Genomic DNA, 15489 nt, shown 5'->3' with positions numbered 1-15489 from the left:
CATTCTCAGCTGGGGCGGGAGCTGCGATACACGGAAACTCCAAGCTCGCGGATTTTCTTGCGCAATGTATTGCGGTTGAGGCCGAGAAGATCGGCAGCCTTGATCTGGTTGCCGCGCGTCGCCGTCAAGGCGGCGAGAATCAACGGATATTCCAGTTCACGCAGCACGCGGTCATAAAGACCCGGCGGCGGCAGGCCATCGCCGAAGCTTGCGAAATAATCCCGCATGTTTTCCTCGACCGCCTGCGAAATGGTGAGCGAGCCGGTACGGACCGCCATCTTGTCGAGCGGGCTGTCCGGGACATCCGACTGCAACTCCTGCTCGATGATCTCGCGGGTGATGACTTCCTGCGGATAAAGCGCCATCAGCCGGCGGATCAGGTTTTCCAGCTCGCGCACGTTGCCGGGCCAGGCATAGGCCTTCATGACCTCCAGCGCCTCGGTCTCAAAACGCTTGCCTTCCAACCCTTCCTTTTCACCCTGCTGGATGAAATGGCGCACGAGATCGGGAATATCCTCAGCCCGGTCACGCAGCGGCGGGAGCCTGAGCGGCACGACGTTCAGGCGATAATAGAGGTCTTCGCGGAAGAGACCCTGATTGATCGACTGCTTCAAATCCTTGTTGGTGGCGGCGACGATGCGGACATCGGTGCGGATCGGCGTACGTCCGCCGACGGTCGTATATTCACCCTGCTGCAAGACGCGCAGCAGGCGCGTCTGGGCGTCCATCGGCATGTCGCCGATTTCATCGAGGAACAGCGTGCCGCCCTCGGCCTGTTCGAAACGGCCGGTCGAGCGGTTCTGCGCGCCGGTGAAAGCGCCCTTCTCATGGCCGAACAGTTCGGATTCGATCAGATCGCGCGGGATTGCCGCCATGTTGATGGCGACGAAGGGCCCGTTGCGGCGCTTGCCGTAATCATGCAGCGCGCGCGCCACCAGTTCCTTACCCGTACCGGATTCGCCTGTTATCATCAGCGTCAGATCGGTCTGCATCAGGCGGGCGAGAACGCGGTAGATTTCCTGCATCGCCGCCGAGCGGCCAACCAGCGGCATGCCATCCTGCATGTCGTCATCAAGCTTGGCCGGCTTGCGCTTCGGCTCCGACAGGGCGCGGCCGATGATCGCGATCAGTTCCGTCAGGTCGAAGGGCTTCGGCAGATAGTCGTAAGCGCCTTTTTCCGAGGCCTTGATGGCGGTCATGAAGGTGTTCTGCGCGCTCATGACGAGAACCGGCAGATCCGGACGGGCCTTCTTGATGCGCGGCAGAAGGTCGAAGGCGTTTTCATCCGGCATCACGACATCGGTCACGACAAGATCGCCCTCGCCCGCCGAAACCCAGCGCCAGAGCGTTGCGGCATTGGAGGTGATGCGCACGTCGTAACCGGCGCGGCTCAGCGCCTGGTTCAGAACGGTGCGGATTGCGGCATCATCATCGGCGACGAGGATCGTAGCTGTCATGGGTCATTTCCTGTCGTGTTCGGCAAGGTGATGTCGTCGAGCGCCACTTCCGGCGAGACGGGCATCAATACGCGGAAAGTCGTGCGGTGGTTCTGGCTGTCGCATTCGACAATGCCGCCATGGGCGCCGATCAGCTTGGCGACAAGCGCCAAGCCCAGGCCCGAACCATTCGTCTTTGTGGTGATGAAGGGATCGAAGAGATGCGGCAGCAGATCGGCCGGAACGCCCGGACCATTGTCATGCACGCAGAATTCGAGCGGCAGCGAGATGCGCTCGCGGCTGCCGGCGACCGAAAGCCGCATGCCGGGACGGTAGGCGGTGGTCAGCAATATCTCGCCATCCGGCTGGTTGCCCACGGCTTCCGCCGCATTCTTCACCAGATTGAGGAAGACCTGCACCAGCTGGTCACGATTGGCATAGACCGGCGGCAGCGACGGGTCATAGTTCTCGGAAATCTTGATGTTGCGGGCAAAACCGGCCTTGGCGATGGCCTTCACATGATCGAGCACCGAATGGATGTTGACCGGCACGCGATCCACCGGCCGCTCGTCGGAAAACACCTCCATGCGGTCGACCAGCGAAACGATACGGTCGGTCTCATCGCAGATCAGCCGCGTCAGCGCCCGGTCCTCATCGGCAACCGATGTCTCCAGAAGCTGGGCCGCGCCGCGAATGCCTGACAGCGGGTTCTTGATTTCATGCGCGAGCATCGAGGCAAGGCCGGTGACGGAACGGGCAGCGGCGCGATGGGTCAATTGCCGGTCGATCTTGTCGGCCATCGACCGTTCCTGGAAGACGACGACAACCGAACCTGGCTCGCTGACAACAGGCGCGACATAGAGATCGACCAGCTTGTCCTGTCCAAGCCGTGGCGAACTCAGATCGACCCGATATTCGTTCACCGGCGCGCGGCGTTCCCGCACCTGATCGATCAGCGCAAGCAGCGGACTGCCGAAGGGAATGAATGTGGAGACGCGATAGCGGGCGAGATGGGAGGCGCTCGCCCCGAAAAAGGCTTCGGCTTCCCAATTGGCAAACGCGATGAAACCTTCGGCATCCACCAGAATGACGGGATTCTGAACCGCGTTCAGAACCGCCATGGCAAGCGGGTTTGCATCTGCCGGGCTGTGTTTGTCGGCGCTCATGCGGCCTTCCTTGCGGCGTCTTCGCCCGCATTTGCGCAAAGTGCGGAGCGCAGCAGATCGGCCACCTCCACCGTATCACGCGATGTCATGATTTGAGCCTTGTCTGGCGTGGCGATCTCTGGCGCGAAACGGTCGAGATACCAGCCCAGATGTTTGCGGGCATGCCGGAGACCGGCTTCCCTTCCGTAAAATTCCAGCATCATTTCGTAATGCTCGATGGCAATGGCGGGAATATCGCCGCGGTGCGGTGCTGCATGTCCGGCGAGCACTGCCGGCAGCCAGGGTTGTCCCTGTGCGCCGCGCCCGACCATGACGGCATCCGCACCCGAACGGCGCAAGATTTCGCGCGCATCTTCGGCCGTCTCCACATCTCCATTGGCGATGAGTGGGACGGAAATTACATCGCGAACGGCGCGGATGGCGCTCCAGTCCGCCCGTCCCTCGTAAAACTGCATGCGGGTGCGGCCGTGAATGGTAATGAGCTGAACACCTGCCGCCTGGGCGCGGCGGGCGATATCAGGCGCATTGATGGTGTTTTCGTCCCAGCCCAGCCGCATCTTCAGCGTCACAGGTACATCGACCGCATTGACCGTCGCCTCGATCAGCGAGAGCGCGTGATCGGGGTCACGCATCAGCGCCGAGCCGGAATAACCGCCCGTCACCTTCTTGGCCGGACATCCCATATTGATATCGATAATGCCGGCGCCGTTATCGGCCGCGATCTTCGCCGCCTCGGCCATGAAATGCGCCTCGCGCCCGGCAAGCTGCACCATATGCGGAACCATGCCGGCATTTTTCAGCCGCGCCCAGGATTCTCCCCTGTTAGCGACAAGTTCGCGGCTCGCCACCATTTCCGTCACGACGAGACCCGCACCATAACGCCAGGCAAGCTGCCGAAACGGCAGATCCGTGACGCCCGACATGGGCGCCAGCACGGCACGATTACGGATCGTAACTGAGCCGATGCTGAACGGTTCTGACAACTCCGGAAGATGCAATTGATGATCTTTCATGCAGAAGGGTTATTTGCATTATTTTTAGACAGTGTTTGCGCGGTTGCCAAGCACTTTTAGAGGGTTGCACCTTTTATTTGCTGGGCGACTGCCTGCCTGTTTTGCTGTCGGCAGCAATTTGTGCAGGTTGAAAGGCCAATGACGACCGATCCTGCGACATGCAGGGGCGAATGCGCGTCTTATCGGGCTGGCCATCCGGGTTTTGAAACGCTAGAGCAGGACTGTCAACCGCTAAGGGTTGCGCGCAAAGCATATGACCAATGCAGGAAAGTACTATGAAACTCGGCATCGTCATCGTCGCCGCGGGACGCGGTGAAAGGGCAGGCTCGCCACAGGAAGGGCCGAAGCAATATCGCCCGATCGGCGGCAGGGCCGTGATCGAGCATACATTGGCGACGTTCCTCGGCTGGAATGGCGCCTCCCCCATCGTGGTCGTCAGCCATGCCGACGATAAAGCACTGCTGTCACCAATCCTGCAGCGACTGGATGCGGGTGAGCGGATTGTCACCGTGACAGGCGGCGCGACGCGCCAGCAATCGGTGCTGGCCGGGCTGGAGGCGCTCGCCTCGGAAGAGCTGACGCATGTTATGATCCATGACGCTGTGCGGCCTTTCGTCGCCGTGGACATGCTGGAACGCATCATCGCCCTGCATCAGGCTGGCGCCACCGGCGTTCTGCCTGCCCTGCCCGTCACCGATACACTGAAGCGCGGCTCTGACGACCTCGTCGTAGAGACAGTTTCCCGGCAGGGTCTTTATGCGGCGCAGACACCGCAGAGCTTCAATTACGGTGATATTCTTCGCGCGCATCGCGCTGCTGCTGCTTCCGGCAAAACGGATTTCACCGATGACGCATCCATCGCCGAATGGGCCGGGCTGACGGTGACGCTGACCGAAGGTTCGGTCGACAACGTAAAACTCACTCTCAAGCGGGATATCGCCATGGCCGATGAAAAGCTTTCTCACGGATTGCCCGACGTGCGCACCGGCAATGGTTACGACGTGCATCAGCTTGAGGCCGGGGATGGCGTCACCCTCTGCGGCATCTTCATCGATCATGACCAGAGACTGAAAGGTCATTCGGATGCCGATGTGGCGCTGCATGCGCTGACCGATGCGCTGCTCGCCACCTGCGGCGCCGGCGATATCGGCGACCATTTCCCGCCCTCGGATCCGCAATGGAAGGGTGCGGCCTCCCGTATCTTCCTCGAACACGCGGCCAAGGTGGTGCGAGACAATGGCGGCACGATCATGAATGCCGACGTTTCGCTGATCGCCGAAGCGCCACGCATCGGTCCGCACCGCCAGGCCATGCGGGAAGCGCTTTCGGACATGCTCGGCATCGCGCTGGAGCGCTGCTCGGTGAAGGCGACGACCAACGAGACGATTGGCTTCGTCGGCCGCCGGGAGGGCATTGCGGCGATCGCCACCGCCACCGTTGTCTACCGGGGCAGACCGCTATGAGCCTTTTTCCCGCTGACATAGAAGAACTGGCGCGGCGGATCATCGCCGATTTCACCGCCCGCGGTTTCATGGTCTCGACAGCCGAGAGCTGCACGGGCGGCCTGATCGCCGGCGCGCTGACGGAGATTGCCGGCTCCTCCACCGTCGTCGATCGTGGTTTCGTCACCTATACCAATGAAGCCAAGATGGACATGCTAGGGGTTGGCGTCGCGACACTGGCGAATTTCGGCGCGGTATCCCGGCAGACGGCGCTGCAGATGGCGCATGGCGCGCTATTCCGTTCACGGGCGGATTTTGCCGTGGCCGTAACCGGCATTGCAGGCCCGGGCGGCGGCTCTTCGGAAAAACCGGTGGGACTGGTGCATCTAGCGGCCAAGGCGCGCAACGGCCAGAGCCTGCATAAGGAGATGCATTACGGCGATATCGGTCGCACCGAAATCCGTCTTGCGACGGTTAAGACAGCGCTCGAGATGCTGACCGCACTTAGTCAGGCCGGGTCGGCATAAATCTTGTCGGCGCGGGTCTCGAAAGCTTCCGCGAACATGCGGAACGCCCGGTCGAACATCGACCCCATGACCGCGCCGAGCAGTCGGTTCTTGAATTCATAGTCGATGAAGAAATGAATGGCTGAGCCGTCCTCGTCCGAGGCCTCGAAACGCCAGCGATTTTCGAGATATTTGAACGGTCCGTCGATATATTTCACATCAATGGCGCGCTCCGCAGGATTCAGCAGCACCTGGGTGGTGAAGGTCTCACGAATGGCCTTGTAACCAACCGTCATATCCGCCACCAGCAGCATCTTGCCGTCGCGTTCCTTGCGCGAGCGGACCGTGAGCGCCTCGCAAAGGGGAAGAAACTGCGGATATTTCTCCACATCGGCGACGAGGTCGTACATGCGGTCGGGCGAGTGTTTGACAAGGCGATGCGTTTCGAACTGTGGCATGAGCGGCAGTTAATCCTCGATAACGAGAAGATCAAGAAGGCGGCGAAACTGTTTTCGGCTTTTCAGCTGGAATACCGGCACATCAGGACCATAAAGCGCGAAATTCTGCTCAAAAATCGGCGCGTGGCGGCGTTCGAAATTCCAGATATAGCGCAGGAAATCGATGTCTATCCTTTCGGGACATCCCTCCGCCATTTCGGGCCGCGCCTTGCCGTAACCCTTGATCGCCCGGCTGACGGCGCCCCACAGGCAGAGCCAGCGCGGCATGCGCACCCAGAGAACGATGTGAGACCTCGGCAGACGCATATCGAAAGACGACGGGTTGCTGCCGTCCATCAGCCAGCGTTCTTCGGTGATGATGGCGGCTATCCTCTGCCGCTGCTCATGGCGGGCGCGCGCCTGCCAGCCGGGCAGCCAGAAAATCTCACGATCCATGGAGATATAACGAAGACCGAAATTGCGTGCCAGCTTCTGCGAAAGGGTCGACTTGCCGCCGCCGGAACAGCCAACGACCAAGATGCGCTGCGCGCCGGCGATAATCGCGGCGGCATCTTCTACCCTGTGAAGATAGTTCGGCATTTGATAGACCTCATCTAACCGCTGGATATATTTCTGCCACCCGGTCATAACGCTTGAGCGATATCGTTACCGCGCATGGCAGTTACGGAAAATTGACTATTGTAACCCCGTCGCAGGGATTGCTATTTATTTGCGACTAATATTACACCCATTGGATGCAACGGCGCTGGAAGCTCCCGATTTCACCCAGCGTATTCATCCTTGGGTTCAGACCCGACACATAACCGCTTTGAGCCACTGAGTGAGCCGATGGACGATTTTTCCAACATCATCAACCTTCTCGAATCCGCAAAACAACTCGCATCGATGAACGGCATGCCGGTGCTTGCCTATCTTATCGATGTCGCGAAATGCGAGGCGAGAGAAAACAAGCCGGTTCTGCGCAAGCGCAAACGCGGCGAATCGACCGCCAAGGAAGACTGTTAATTGCCGGCGCGCAGAGCCGACGGATAAAGCCGACTGGCCCAATCTTCAAGACGATGTCATAATCAAACAATGAAACCGGCCGCTTTTTCGAGGCGGCCATTTCTTTGCACAATGGAAACGACAGCGTCATGACAGCCGCATCCGCCGATATCAGAACCTACAGGGAAGAAAGACCGAAGGAACGGCATGGCTTCGTTCAGATCGTTCTTCCGGTCTCCGGGCGTCTGCTGATCGATGTAGCCGGACGGCAGGATGAATTGTCGACCGGGCGCGGCGTCTTCATCCATCGCGACACACCGCATACCCAGGAAGCGACAGCGAGCAATCACTCACTGGTGGTCGATATCGATGAAAGCGCCCTTCCCGCGCAAACCCTCGAAAAATTCGCCTGTTCGCCGTTTCTCGACATAGCGCAGGATACCCGGCAATTGATCGCCTATATGCGCGGCATCATCGGAGCGGATGGGCGGCGCGACGATATTGCCGGTCTGTGGGCGCCGCTGCTGATCGACAGCCTGGCCGATGAACGAACCGATATCCGCCAACGCCTGCACAGGCTCGCCGCGGTCGTCAGGGCGGAACCGTTCTTCCCCTGGACCATCGGGATGCTTGCCTCCTGCGTGACGATCAGCGACAGCCGTTTGCATGCTCTGTTTCTCGAGGAATTCGGCCGCCCGCCTCACCGCTGGCTGGCCGGGCTGCGCATGGACAAGGTCTGCGTGCTGCTCGACGATTCCACCCTGCCAATTGCCGAGATTGCCCTGCGGGCCGGCTTTTCCGACCAGACGGCACTGACGCGCGCCATGCGCAATGCGGTGGGTGAAACGCCCGCTGCCTATCGCCGAAACCGCGGCATTCATTAGAACCGTCGACACGGTCATCAGGAGTTTTTGTCAAGACAGCCGGAAAGGGCTGTGGCACATCGCAGGCAAATGCGAATGCGGATGTGACAGGACATGAACAGGACAGGTCTCGGTGTTTTTTATGGCATGCTGGCGGGAGCGATGTGGGGAGGCATCTTTCTCGCCCCCAAACTCGTGCCGGACTTTTCCGCCCTGCAACTGTCGACGGCGCGTTACCTCACCTACGGGCTGATTTCCCTCATCATCATCGGACCGCGCATCAGGCGGGTTTCCGCCCGTTTTGGCATACAGGAATGGTTTGCGCTCGGCTGGCTGAGCATGATCGGCAATATCGCCTATTATGTCTTCATATCGACAGCCGTTAAACTCAGCGGTGTCGCTTTCACCTCCATCATCATCGGTTTCCTGCCCGTCGCCGTCACCATCATCGGCAGTCGCGACCACGGCGCGGTATCGCTCCGGCGGCTATGGCCGTCGCTTGTTTTCGGCGCAATCGGCATTGTCGGCATTTCCTGGCAATCGCTGGTGCAAGGCGATGGTGGGCTCGATGTTTCACGCGTCATCGGCCTTGCCTGCGCGCTCGGGGCACTGGCCTCCTGGACGGCCTTTGCCGTCGGCAACGCCCGCTGGCTTTCCCGCCTCCACGATGTCAGCGCCGATGACTGGAACATGATGACGGGTGTGGTGACCGGCGCACTGGCGCTGGCGCTGGCAATTCCGGCTTTTGGCTTTGGTGGCGCAAGCCACGCTTCCGGGGATTGGCTGCATTTCGCCGCCGTTGCCGCAGGCCTCGGCGTCACCGCCTCCATTATCGGCAATGCGCTATGGAACCGCATGAGCCGACTTCTGCCGCTCACCATGGTCGGACAGATGATCCTGTTCGAAACGCTGTTTGCGCTGCTTTACGGTTTTCTCTGGGAGGGACGTGGCCCGACGCTGGTTGAGGTCGTCGCGATCTGCTCAGTAGTGCTGAGCGTGGTGCTGTGCATGCGGGCGCATCGCCCGAAGAAGGTTGTGGCGTAATTAGCTTAAGGGCCGAAGACAGGCGATTGAGCCATTTCGTAAGGATCGCCTCGAGCTCAACGTCATCCTCGGGCCCGTCCCGAGGATCCAATCACGTATCGTAAAGTACAGAGGTTGCAGATGCTCGGGACAAGCCCGAGCATGAGAGCGTGCAAAACGTGCGATGACACGTCGTTTTGCCCAGCCTTTCCGCCCCTGATTACTCAGCAGCAGCCAGCAGCTTCTTCTCGCGGGCAGCACGCAGGCGCTCGAAATCGTCGCCGGCATGGTGCGAGGAGCGGGTCAGCGGGCTCGACGACACCATCAGGAAGCCCTTGGTATAGGCCACCGTCTCGTAGGACTTGAATTCCTCCGGCGTCACGAAGGCCTCGACCTTGTGGTGCTTGCGGGTCGGCTGCAGATATTGGCCGATGGTCAGGAAGTCCACGTCGGCGCTGCGCAGATCGTCCATCAGCTGCAGCACTTCATTGCGCTCTTCACCGAGGCCGACCATGATGCCTGATTTGGTGAACATGGTCGGATCCAGTTCCTTGACGCGCTGCAACAGGCGCACGGAATGGAAATAACGCGCGCCGGGGCGAACCGTCAGGTAATTGCCCGGAACCGTTTCCATATTGTGGTTGAAGACATCGGGCTTGGCGGCGACGACCCGTTCCAGCGCGCCCGGCTTCTTCAGGAAGTCGGGGGTCAGAATTTCAATGGTCGTGTTGGGCGATGCCGCACGGATCGCCCAGATGACCTTCTCGAAATGTTCAGCACCGCCATCGGCGAGGTCGTCACGGTCTACCGACGTGATGACGACGTGGGAAAGGCCCATCTGCTTGACGGCCTTGGCGACGTTTTCCGGCTCATCCATATCGAGCGGATTGGGCTTGCCGGTCGCGACGTTGCAGAAGGCGCAGGCACGGGTGCAGATCTCACCCATGATCATGAAGGTCGCGTGTTTCTTGTCCCAGCATTCGCCGATATTCGGACAGCCGGCTTCCTCGCATACCGTTACCAGCTTGTGGCTGCGCACCAGTTCGCGCGTCTCGTGATAGCCCTTGGATGTCGGCGCCTTGACGCGAATCCATTCCGGCTTGCGCATCACCTCGGTATCGGGCCGATGGGCCTTTTCCGGGTGGCGGATACGCTTTTCTTCGGACGAAGTCCTGTCGAGAATAGTGACCATAAGAAACCTGCTTCTATCGCTTGCCGCGATCATCACACTTATTGATGCGATGCTTTAGAACAATTCCAGAAAAAGCGTAAGCCCCTTCCGGGCACGAAGCCTTGTCAGCGACGTACCAGCTTTGCCAAAAACAGCAACAGGCTGGCACCGATGAAGGACGTTACGAAATAACCGAGCCTGCTGTCCTGGACGAAAACATCGAAGGTTCGAAGCACCGCAACCGCAACCACCGAACCGACGATGCCAAGGACGATGTTCATGAAGATGCCGAAACGCATGTCCATGAGTTTTCCTGCAAGCCAGCCGGCCAGACCGCCGATGATGATTGCTGCAATCCAGCCTACACTTTCCATTCCCACGCTCCCTGAAAGAACCGGCCCCTTGAGCGGCCTGCATCGAGACATATGGGACACCCGGCAAGGTTAGACAATGCCGGGTATCACGGAGCACTTATGCGTTCAGCACACGCCCATAGGCGTCGAGCACGCTCTCCTTCATCGACTCCGAAATGGTCGGATGCGGGAAGATCGTGTGCATCAGGTCTTCTTCAGTGGTCTCAAGGTTCATCGCAACAACGAAGCCCTGAATGAGTTCGGTGACTTCCGCACCAACCATGTGCGCGCCGAGCAACTCACCCGTCTTCTTGTCGAAAATGGTCTTGACCATGCCCTGATCTTCGCCGAGCGCCACGGCCTTGCCGTTTGCTGCAAAGGAGAAGCGGCCGACGCGGATGTCGCGGCCCTGTTCCTTCGCCTTGGCTTCGGTGAGACCAACCGAGGCGACCTGCGGATTGCAATAGGTGCAGCCGGGAATCTTGAGCTTGTCCATCGGGTGGACATTCGGCAGACCGGCGATCTTTTCGACGCAGATGACGGCCTCATGTTCGGCCTTGTGGGCAAGCAGCGGCGGGCCGGCAACGTCGCCGATGGCATAGATACCAGGTACGTTGGTCTTGCCGTAACCGTCGATGACGATGAAACCGCGATCCGTCTTCACGCCCGCTGCCTCGAGGCCGATACCTTCGATATTGGCGACGACGCCGACGGCCGAAATCATCCGGTCAGCGGTGATCTTCTCGGACGAACCGTCCTTCTTCTCAAGCGTCGCAGTGATGGAGTTCGCACCCTTCTCGACCTTGGAAACCTTGGTCTCCAGATGGATCTTCATGCCCTGCTTTTCGAGCTGCTTCTTGGCGAAGGTGGAAATTTCCGCATCCTCGACCGGCATCACCTGGCTCATGATCTCGACGACGGTAACGTCTACGCCCATGGTGCGGTAGAAGCTGGCGAACTCGATGCCGATCGCGCCCGAGCCCATGACGAGCAGCGACTTCGGCAGTTCTTCCGGCTTCATCGCCTCGAAATAGGTCCAGATCAGCTTGCCATCCGGCTCAATGCCGGGCAGCGCGCGCGGGCGTGCGCCGGTTGCGACGATGATGTGCTTGGCAGTGTAAGTGCCCTCGCCCAGCGTGTTCTTCGGCACGGGACCCTGCGGCTGAACCACCGGCTTGGTGGACTTGCCGACAACGATTTCGCCCGGCTTGGTGATCTTGGCTTCACCCCAGATGATATCGACCTTGTTCTTCTTGAACAGGAAACCGACGCCATTGTTCATGCGCGCGGCGATGCCGCGCGAACGCGCAACGATCGCCTTGACATCAGGCTTGATCGAGCCTTCGAGCGTCAGGCCGTAATCCTTGGCGTGGGTGGCGGTATGCATGACATCGGCGGTGCGCAGCAGCGCCTTGGTGGGAATGCAGCCCCAGTTGGAGCAGATGCCGGCAAGGTGTTCGCGCTCGACCACGGCAACCTTCATGCCGAGCTGGGCTGCACGGATCGCGGCAATATAACCGCCCGGTCCCGAACCGATGATGATGACGTCATAAGATTGAGCCATAGGTGTCCTGCCTTGTCTTATCGGGTCACGGCATGCCGTTCCGAAACGAGAATTGTTGTCAAAGTCCGAGCATCATGCGGACGACGGGCTCCAGCCCGCGGCCGATGGCCCGCGTGTTTTCAGCATCAAGATGAACGCCGTCCACCGGCGTCGTGCGGGCAACGGAGCCGGCATCGAAAAAACCGCAATCGAGGTCGTCGGCAAGGTCCCGGTAAACCGAAGCCAGCATGGCCGACTCATCGATCGCATCGCGATAGATCGCCCCCATCACGGGGTTTGCCGTTTCGCAAAGCTGCGGCGGCGCGACGATCAGAACATCCGGCGCTTCCCAGTCAGCCACTTGCCAGACGTGATTGCGCGTGAGTTTCACCAATCGCTCGATACCCTTCATGGCGACAATCGCCGATCCGTGAATCGACGGTTTCATGTCGTTGGTGCCGAGCATGATGATGACGAGATCAAGCGGCGCATGGCTGTGCAGCAGCGTCGGCAGAAGCCTTGCGCCATTGCGGTCACAATCGGCCGTCAGATCGTCATAGGCGGTAGTACGGCCACCAAGACCTTCGTGGATCACGTGCACGTCGGGACCGAGCGCCTTTTGCAAGACGCTCGGCCAAAGATCGTCATGGCTGTGCCGGCCACCCGTTTCCGCATCAGATCCCCATGTCAGGGAATCGCCAAAGCAGAGGACCGACTTCACCATCTCACTCTCCGATCAAACCAGCATGCCCATCGGGTTTTCGATGTAGCGCTTGAAGGCGCCGATCAGTTCGGCTCCCAGCGCACCATCGACGCAGCGGTGGTCGGTGGAAAGCGTGACCGTCATGACGTTGGCGATCTTGATCTCGCCATTCTTCACGACAGCGCGCTCTTCGCCCGCGCCGACCGCCAGAATGGTGGCGTGCGGCGGGTTGATGACGGCGGAGAAGCTCTTGACGCCCATCATGCCCATGTTGGACACGGCCGTCGTGCCGCCCTGATACTCCTCGGGCTTCAGCTTGCGCTCCTTGGCGCGCTTGCCGTAGTCCTTCATCTCGTTGGAGATGGTGGAGAGCGACTTCTCTTCCGCCTTGCGGATGATCGGCGTGATCAGGCCACCCGGAATGGAAACGGCGACGCCGACATCCGAATGCTTGTGCTTGACCATGTTGCTTTCCGTCCAGGAGACGTTGGCGTCAGGCACGTCGCGCAGCGCAAGAGCCAGCGCCTTGATGACCATGTCGTTGACCGAAAGCTTGTAGGCCGGCTTGCCGTCCTTTTCGGGAGCGGCGGCGTTGAGCTGGGCGCGCAACGCGAGAAGCGTATCCAGTTCACAATCCACGGAAACGTAGAAATGCGGAACCGTCTGCTTGGATTCGACCAAACGCTTGGCGATGACCTTGCGCATGCCGTCATGCGGCACCAGCTCGTAGGAACCTGGTTCGAACAGCTTGAGAACAGCTTCTTCGGATGGGCCCTTGGCAAGTGCGGCAACCGGTGCGCCTGCGGATGCTGCGGCGGCAGGAGCTGCCTTAGCACCACCGGAAGCGGCGGCCTTTTCCACGTCTGTCTTGACGATACGGCCATGCGGGCCTGAACCGGACACGGCCGTGAGGTCGAGACCGGCTTCCTTGGCGAGACGACGGGCAAGCGGCGAAGCGAAGATCCGCTCGCCGGACTTTGCGACCGGAGCCGGCGTGGAAGCTGCAGCTGCCTGATCGGCTACAGGCTTTTCAGCTTTGACTGGCGCAGCTTCGCTCTTCTCTTCCTTCGGTGCCTCGGCTTTGGCCTGAGACGGAGCAGGAGTGGCATTGCCGCCCTTTGCCGCCTCGGCCACATCTTCGCCTTCTGCAGCGAGGATGGCGATCAGGGCGTTGACCTTGACCGCGTCGGTGCCAGCGGCAACGACGAGCTTGGCAACGATGCCCTCATCGACAGCTTCCACTTCCATGGTCGCCTTGTCGGTCTCGATCTCGGCGATCACGTCACCGGGTGCGACCTTGTCGCCTTCCTTGACCAGCCACTTGGCCAGATTGCCCTCTTCCATGGTGGGAGAAAGGGCAGGCATGGTGATGTTTATCGGCATCGAAACGCCTCCCCTTACTTGTAGCAGACGGTTTTGACAGCCTGAACGACTTCATCGACGTTCGGCAGAGCCAGCTTTTCGAGGTTTGCCGCGTAAGGCATCGGAACATCCTTGCCGGCGATCGTAAGAATCGGCGCATCGAGATAATCGAAAGCGGCGCGCATGACCTGGTTGGCGACGAAGTCACCGACCGATGACTGCGGGAAACCTTCCTCGACCGTGACCAGACGACCGGTCTTCTTGACCGATTCGATGACGGTGGGCAGATCCATCGGACGGATGGTGCGCAGATCGATCAGTTCGACGTCGATGCCGAGCTTTTCGAGTTCCGCAACCGCCTTGATCGCGTAGGTCATGCCGATGCCGAAGGATACGATGGTCGCGTCCTTGCCCTTGCGGTGAATGCGCGCCTTGCCGATCGGCAGCACGAAATCGTCGAGCTTCGGTACTTCGAAGCTCTGGCCGTAGAGAATTTCATTCTCAAGGAAGATGACCGGGTTCGGGTCACGGATGGCTGCCTTCAGGAGACCCTTGGCGTCCGCTGCCGTGTAGGGCATAACGACCTTGAGGCCCGGAATATGGCTGTACCATGCGGCGTAACATTGCGAATGCTGAGCGCCAACGCGGGCAGCAGCACCCGAGGGGCCACGGAACACCATCGGCGCACCCATCTGGCCACCCGACATGTAAAGCGTCTTTGCCGCCGAGTTGACGATCTGGTCGATCGCCTGCATGGCGAAGTTGAAGGTCATGAATTCGACGATAGGCCGCAGGCCCGTCATCGCCGCACCGACGCCGATACCGGCAAAACCGTGCTCGGTGATCGGGGTATCGATGACGCGGCGTTCGCCGAATTCCTGCAGCAGGCCCTGGGTGATCTTGTAGGCGCCCTGATATTCGGCGACTTCTTCACCCATGACGAAAACTTTTTCGTCGGCGCGCATTTCTTCGGCCATGGCGTCGCGCAGCGCTTCACGCACCGTCGTCATCACCATTTCCGTGCCTGCCGGAATGTCCGGATCGGCAGCGACTTCGATCTTGGGTGCTGCCGGAACCTTTGCGGCTTCCTTGGCAGCGCTCGGCTCCTCGGTTGCTTCGCGGGTCTTGCCGCCAGCCGCATCCGAATCGGAATTTGCAGCTTCAGCCTTCGGCTCTTCCTTCTTTGCAGAAGAAGAGATGTCGTCAGCGCTTTCGCCGTCCTGAAGAAGCACGGCAATAGCCGTGTTGACCTTGACGCCTTCGGTGCCGGCGTCGATCAGCAGCTTGCCGATGACGCCTTCATCCACGGCTTCCACTTCCATGGTCGCCTTGTCGGTCTCGATCTCGGCAATCACGTCGCCGGAGGTGACCTTGTCGCCTTCCTTTTTAAGCCATTTGGAAAGCGTGCCTTCCTCCATGGTCGGGGAAAGGGCGGGCATAAGAATTTCTACTGGCATGGGTTTCCC

At 60.0% G+C, this 15489-nt stretch carries 16 protein-coding genes; 5 read left to right on the top strand and 11 right to left on the bottom strand.

Annotated elements, in window-relative coordinates; translation table 11 throughout:
- Positions 1-5: 5 nt before the first annotated feature.
- From ntrC to dusB, 3 genes are read right to left on the bottom strand one after another with little or no spacing between them, the layout of a single operon-like run.
- The gene (ntrC, locus tag CFB10_RS01060; protein ID WP_020012463.1) at positions 6-1457 is read right to left on the bottom strand and encodes a nitrogen regulation protein NR(I); all 1452 of its coding nucleotides are present in this window, start codon (positions 1455-1457) and stop codon (positions 6-8) included.
- Positions 1454-2602, bottom strand: coding sequence for a nitrogen regulation protein NR(II) (locus tag CFB10_RS01055; RefSeq protein ID WP_020012462.1), 1149 nt, complete (start codon positions 2600-2602; stop codon positions 1454-1456). The genes ntrC and CFB10_RS01055 overlap by 4 nt, the downstream gene beginning before the upstream one ends.
- Positions 2599-3615 (bottom strand): tRNA dihydrouridine synthase DusB, encoded by a 1017-nt coding sequence (gene dusB, locus CFB10_RS01050; RefSeq protein WP_026364091.1) that lies wholly within the window; start codon positions 3613-3615, stop codon positions 2599-2601. The genes CFB10_RS01055 and dusB overlap by 4 nt, the downstream gene beginning before the upstream one ends.
- Before the next feature lie 275 nt (positions 3616-3890).
- Between dusB and CFB10_RS01045 the strand changes: the two genes are divergently transcribed.
- Entirely contained in the window at positions 3891-5078 is a 1188-nt protein-coding gene (locus tag CFB10_RS01045; protein WP_020012460.1) for a bifunctional 2-C-methyl-D-erythritol 4-phosphate cytidylyltransferase/2-C-methyl-D-erythritol 2,4-cyclodiphosphate synthase, read from the top strand.
- On the top strand, positions 5075-5584 hold the full coding sequence (locus tag CFB10_RS01040; RefSeq protein ID WP_020012459.1) for a CinA family protein: 510 nt from the start codon (positions 5075-5077) through the stop codon (positions 5582-5584). The genes CFB10_RS01045 and CFB10_RS01040 overlap by 4 nt, the downstream gene beginning before the upstream one ends.
- On the opposite strand, the gene CFB10_RS01035 is transcribed toward CFB10_RS01040, so the two are convergent.
- Both CFB10_RS01035 and CFB10_RS01030 read right to left on the bottom strand, forming a co-directional pair.
- Positions 5566-6021 (bottom strand): type II toxin-antitoxin system RatA family toxin, encoded by a 456-nt coding sequence (locus CFB10_RS01035; protein WP_020012458.1) that lies wholly within the window; start codon positions 6019-6021, stop codon positions 5566-5568. The genes CFB10_RS01040 and CFB10_RS01035 overlap by 19 nt on opposite strands.
- Before the next feature lie 9 nt (positions 6022-6030).
- The gene (locus CFB10_RS01030) at positions 6031-6600 is read right to left on the bottom strand and encodes an ATPase AAA (RefSeq protein ID WP_026364090.1); all 570 of its coding nucleotides are present in this window, start codon (positions 6598-6600) and stop codon (positions 6031-6033) included.
- Positions 6601-6849: 249 nt separating this feature from the next.
- Here CFB10_RS01030 and CFB10_RS23925 point away from each other — a divergent pair, with 249 nt between their 5' ends.
- The 3 genes from CFB10_RS23925 to CFB10_RS01015 all read left to right on the top strand — a co-directional run bounded on the left by CFB10_RS23925 (position 6850) and on the right by CFB10_RS01015 (position 8912).
- Entirely contained in the window at positions 6850-7026 is a 177-nt protein-coding gene (locus tag CFB10_RS23925; RefSeq protein WP_003496171.1) for a hypothetical protein, read from the top strand.
- A 128-nt stretch (positions 7027-7154) separates the two neighbouring features.
- On the top strand, positions 7155-7889 hold the full coding sequence (locus CFB10_RS01020) for an AraC family transcriptional regulator (protein ID WP_020012456.1): 735 nt from the start codon (positions 7155-7157) through the stop codon (positions 7887-7889).
- 93 nt (positions 7890-7982) lie between these two features.
- Complete coding sequence (locus tag CFB10_RS01015) at positions 7983-8912, top strand: DMT family transporter (RefSeq protein ID WP_020012455.1); 930 nt, start codon at positions 7983-7985, stop codon at positions 8910-8912.
- Positions 8913-9111: 199 nt separating this feature from the next.
- Here the strand turns inward: CFB10_RS01015 and lipA are convergent, their stop codons facing one another.
- From lipA to CFB10_RS00985, 6 genes are all read right to left on the bottom strand, one after another.
- Complete coding sequence (lipA, locus tag CFB10_RS01010) at positions 9112-10083, bottom strand: lipoyl synthase (protein ID WP_020012454.1); 972 nt, start codon at positions 10081-10083, stop codon at positions 9112-9114.
- A 104-nt stretch (positions 10084-10187) separates the two neighbouring features.
- Positions 10188-10436, bottom strand: coding sequence for a GlsB/YeaQ/YmgE family stress response membrane protein (locus CFB10_RS01005; protein WP_020012453.1), 249 nt, complete (start codon positions 10434-10436; stop codon positions 10188-10190).
- A gap of 97 nt (positions 10437-10533) precedes the next feature.
- Positions 10534-11979, bottom strand: coding sequence for a dihydrolipoyl dehydrogenase (gene lpdA, locus CFB10_RS01000; RefSeq protein ID WP_003502607.1), 1446 nt, complete (start codon positions 11977-11979; stop codon positions 10534-10536).
- A 58-nt stretch (positions 11980-12037) separates the two neighbouring features.
- Positions 12038-12682, bottom strand: coding sequence for an SGNH/GDSL hydrolase family protein (locus CFB10_RS00995; RefSeq protein WP_020012452.1), 645 nt, complete (start codon positions 12680-12682; stop codon positions 12038-12040).
- Between the two features lie 12 nt (positions 12683-12694).
- Entirely contained in the window at positions 12695-14044 is a 1350-nt protein-coding gene (locus CFB10_RS00990; RefSeq protein WP_020012451.1) for a pyruvate dehydrogenase complex dihydrolipoamide acetyltransferase, read from the bottom strand.
- A gap of 14 nt (positions 14045-14058) precedes the next feature.
- Positions 14059-15480, bottom strand: coding sequence for a pyruvate dehydrogenase complex E1 component subunit beta (locus CFB10_RS00985; RefSeq protein WP_026364088.1), 1422 nt, complete (start codon positions 15478-15480; stop codon positions 14059-14061).
- Between the last annotated feature and the right edge of the window lie 9 nt (positions 15481-15489).

The sequence above is a fragment of the Agrobacterium sp. 719_389 genome, from assembly GCF_900188475.1.
Taxonomy (GTDB): domain Bacteria; phylum Pseudomonadota; class Alphaproteobacteria; order Rhizobiales; family Rhizobiaceae; genus Agrobacterium; species Agrobacterium radiobacter.
This window is presented reverse-complemented; position numbering and strand designations above follow the sequence as displayed.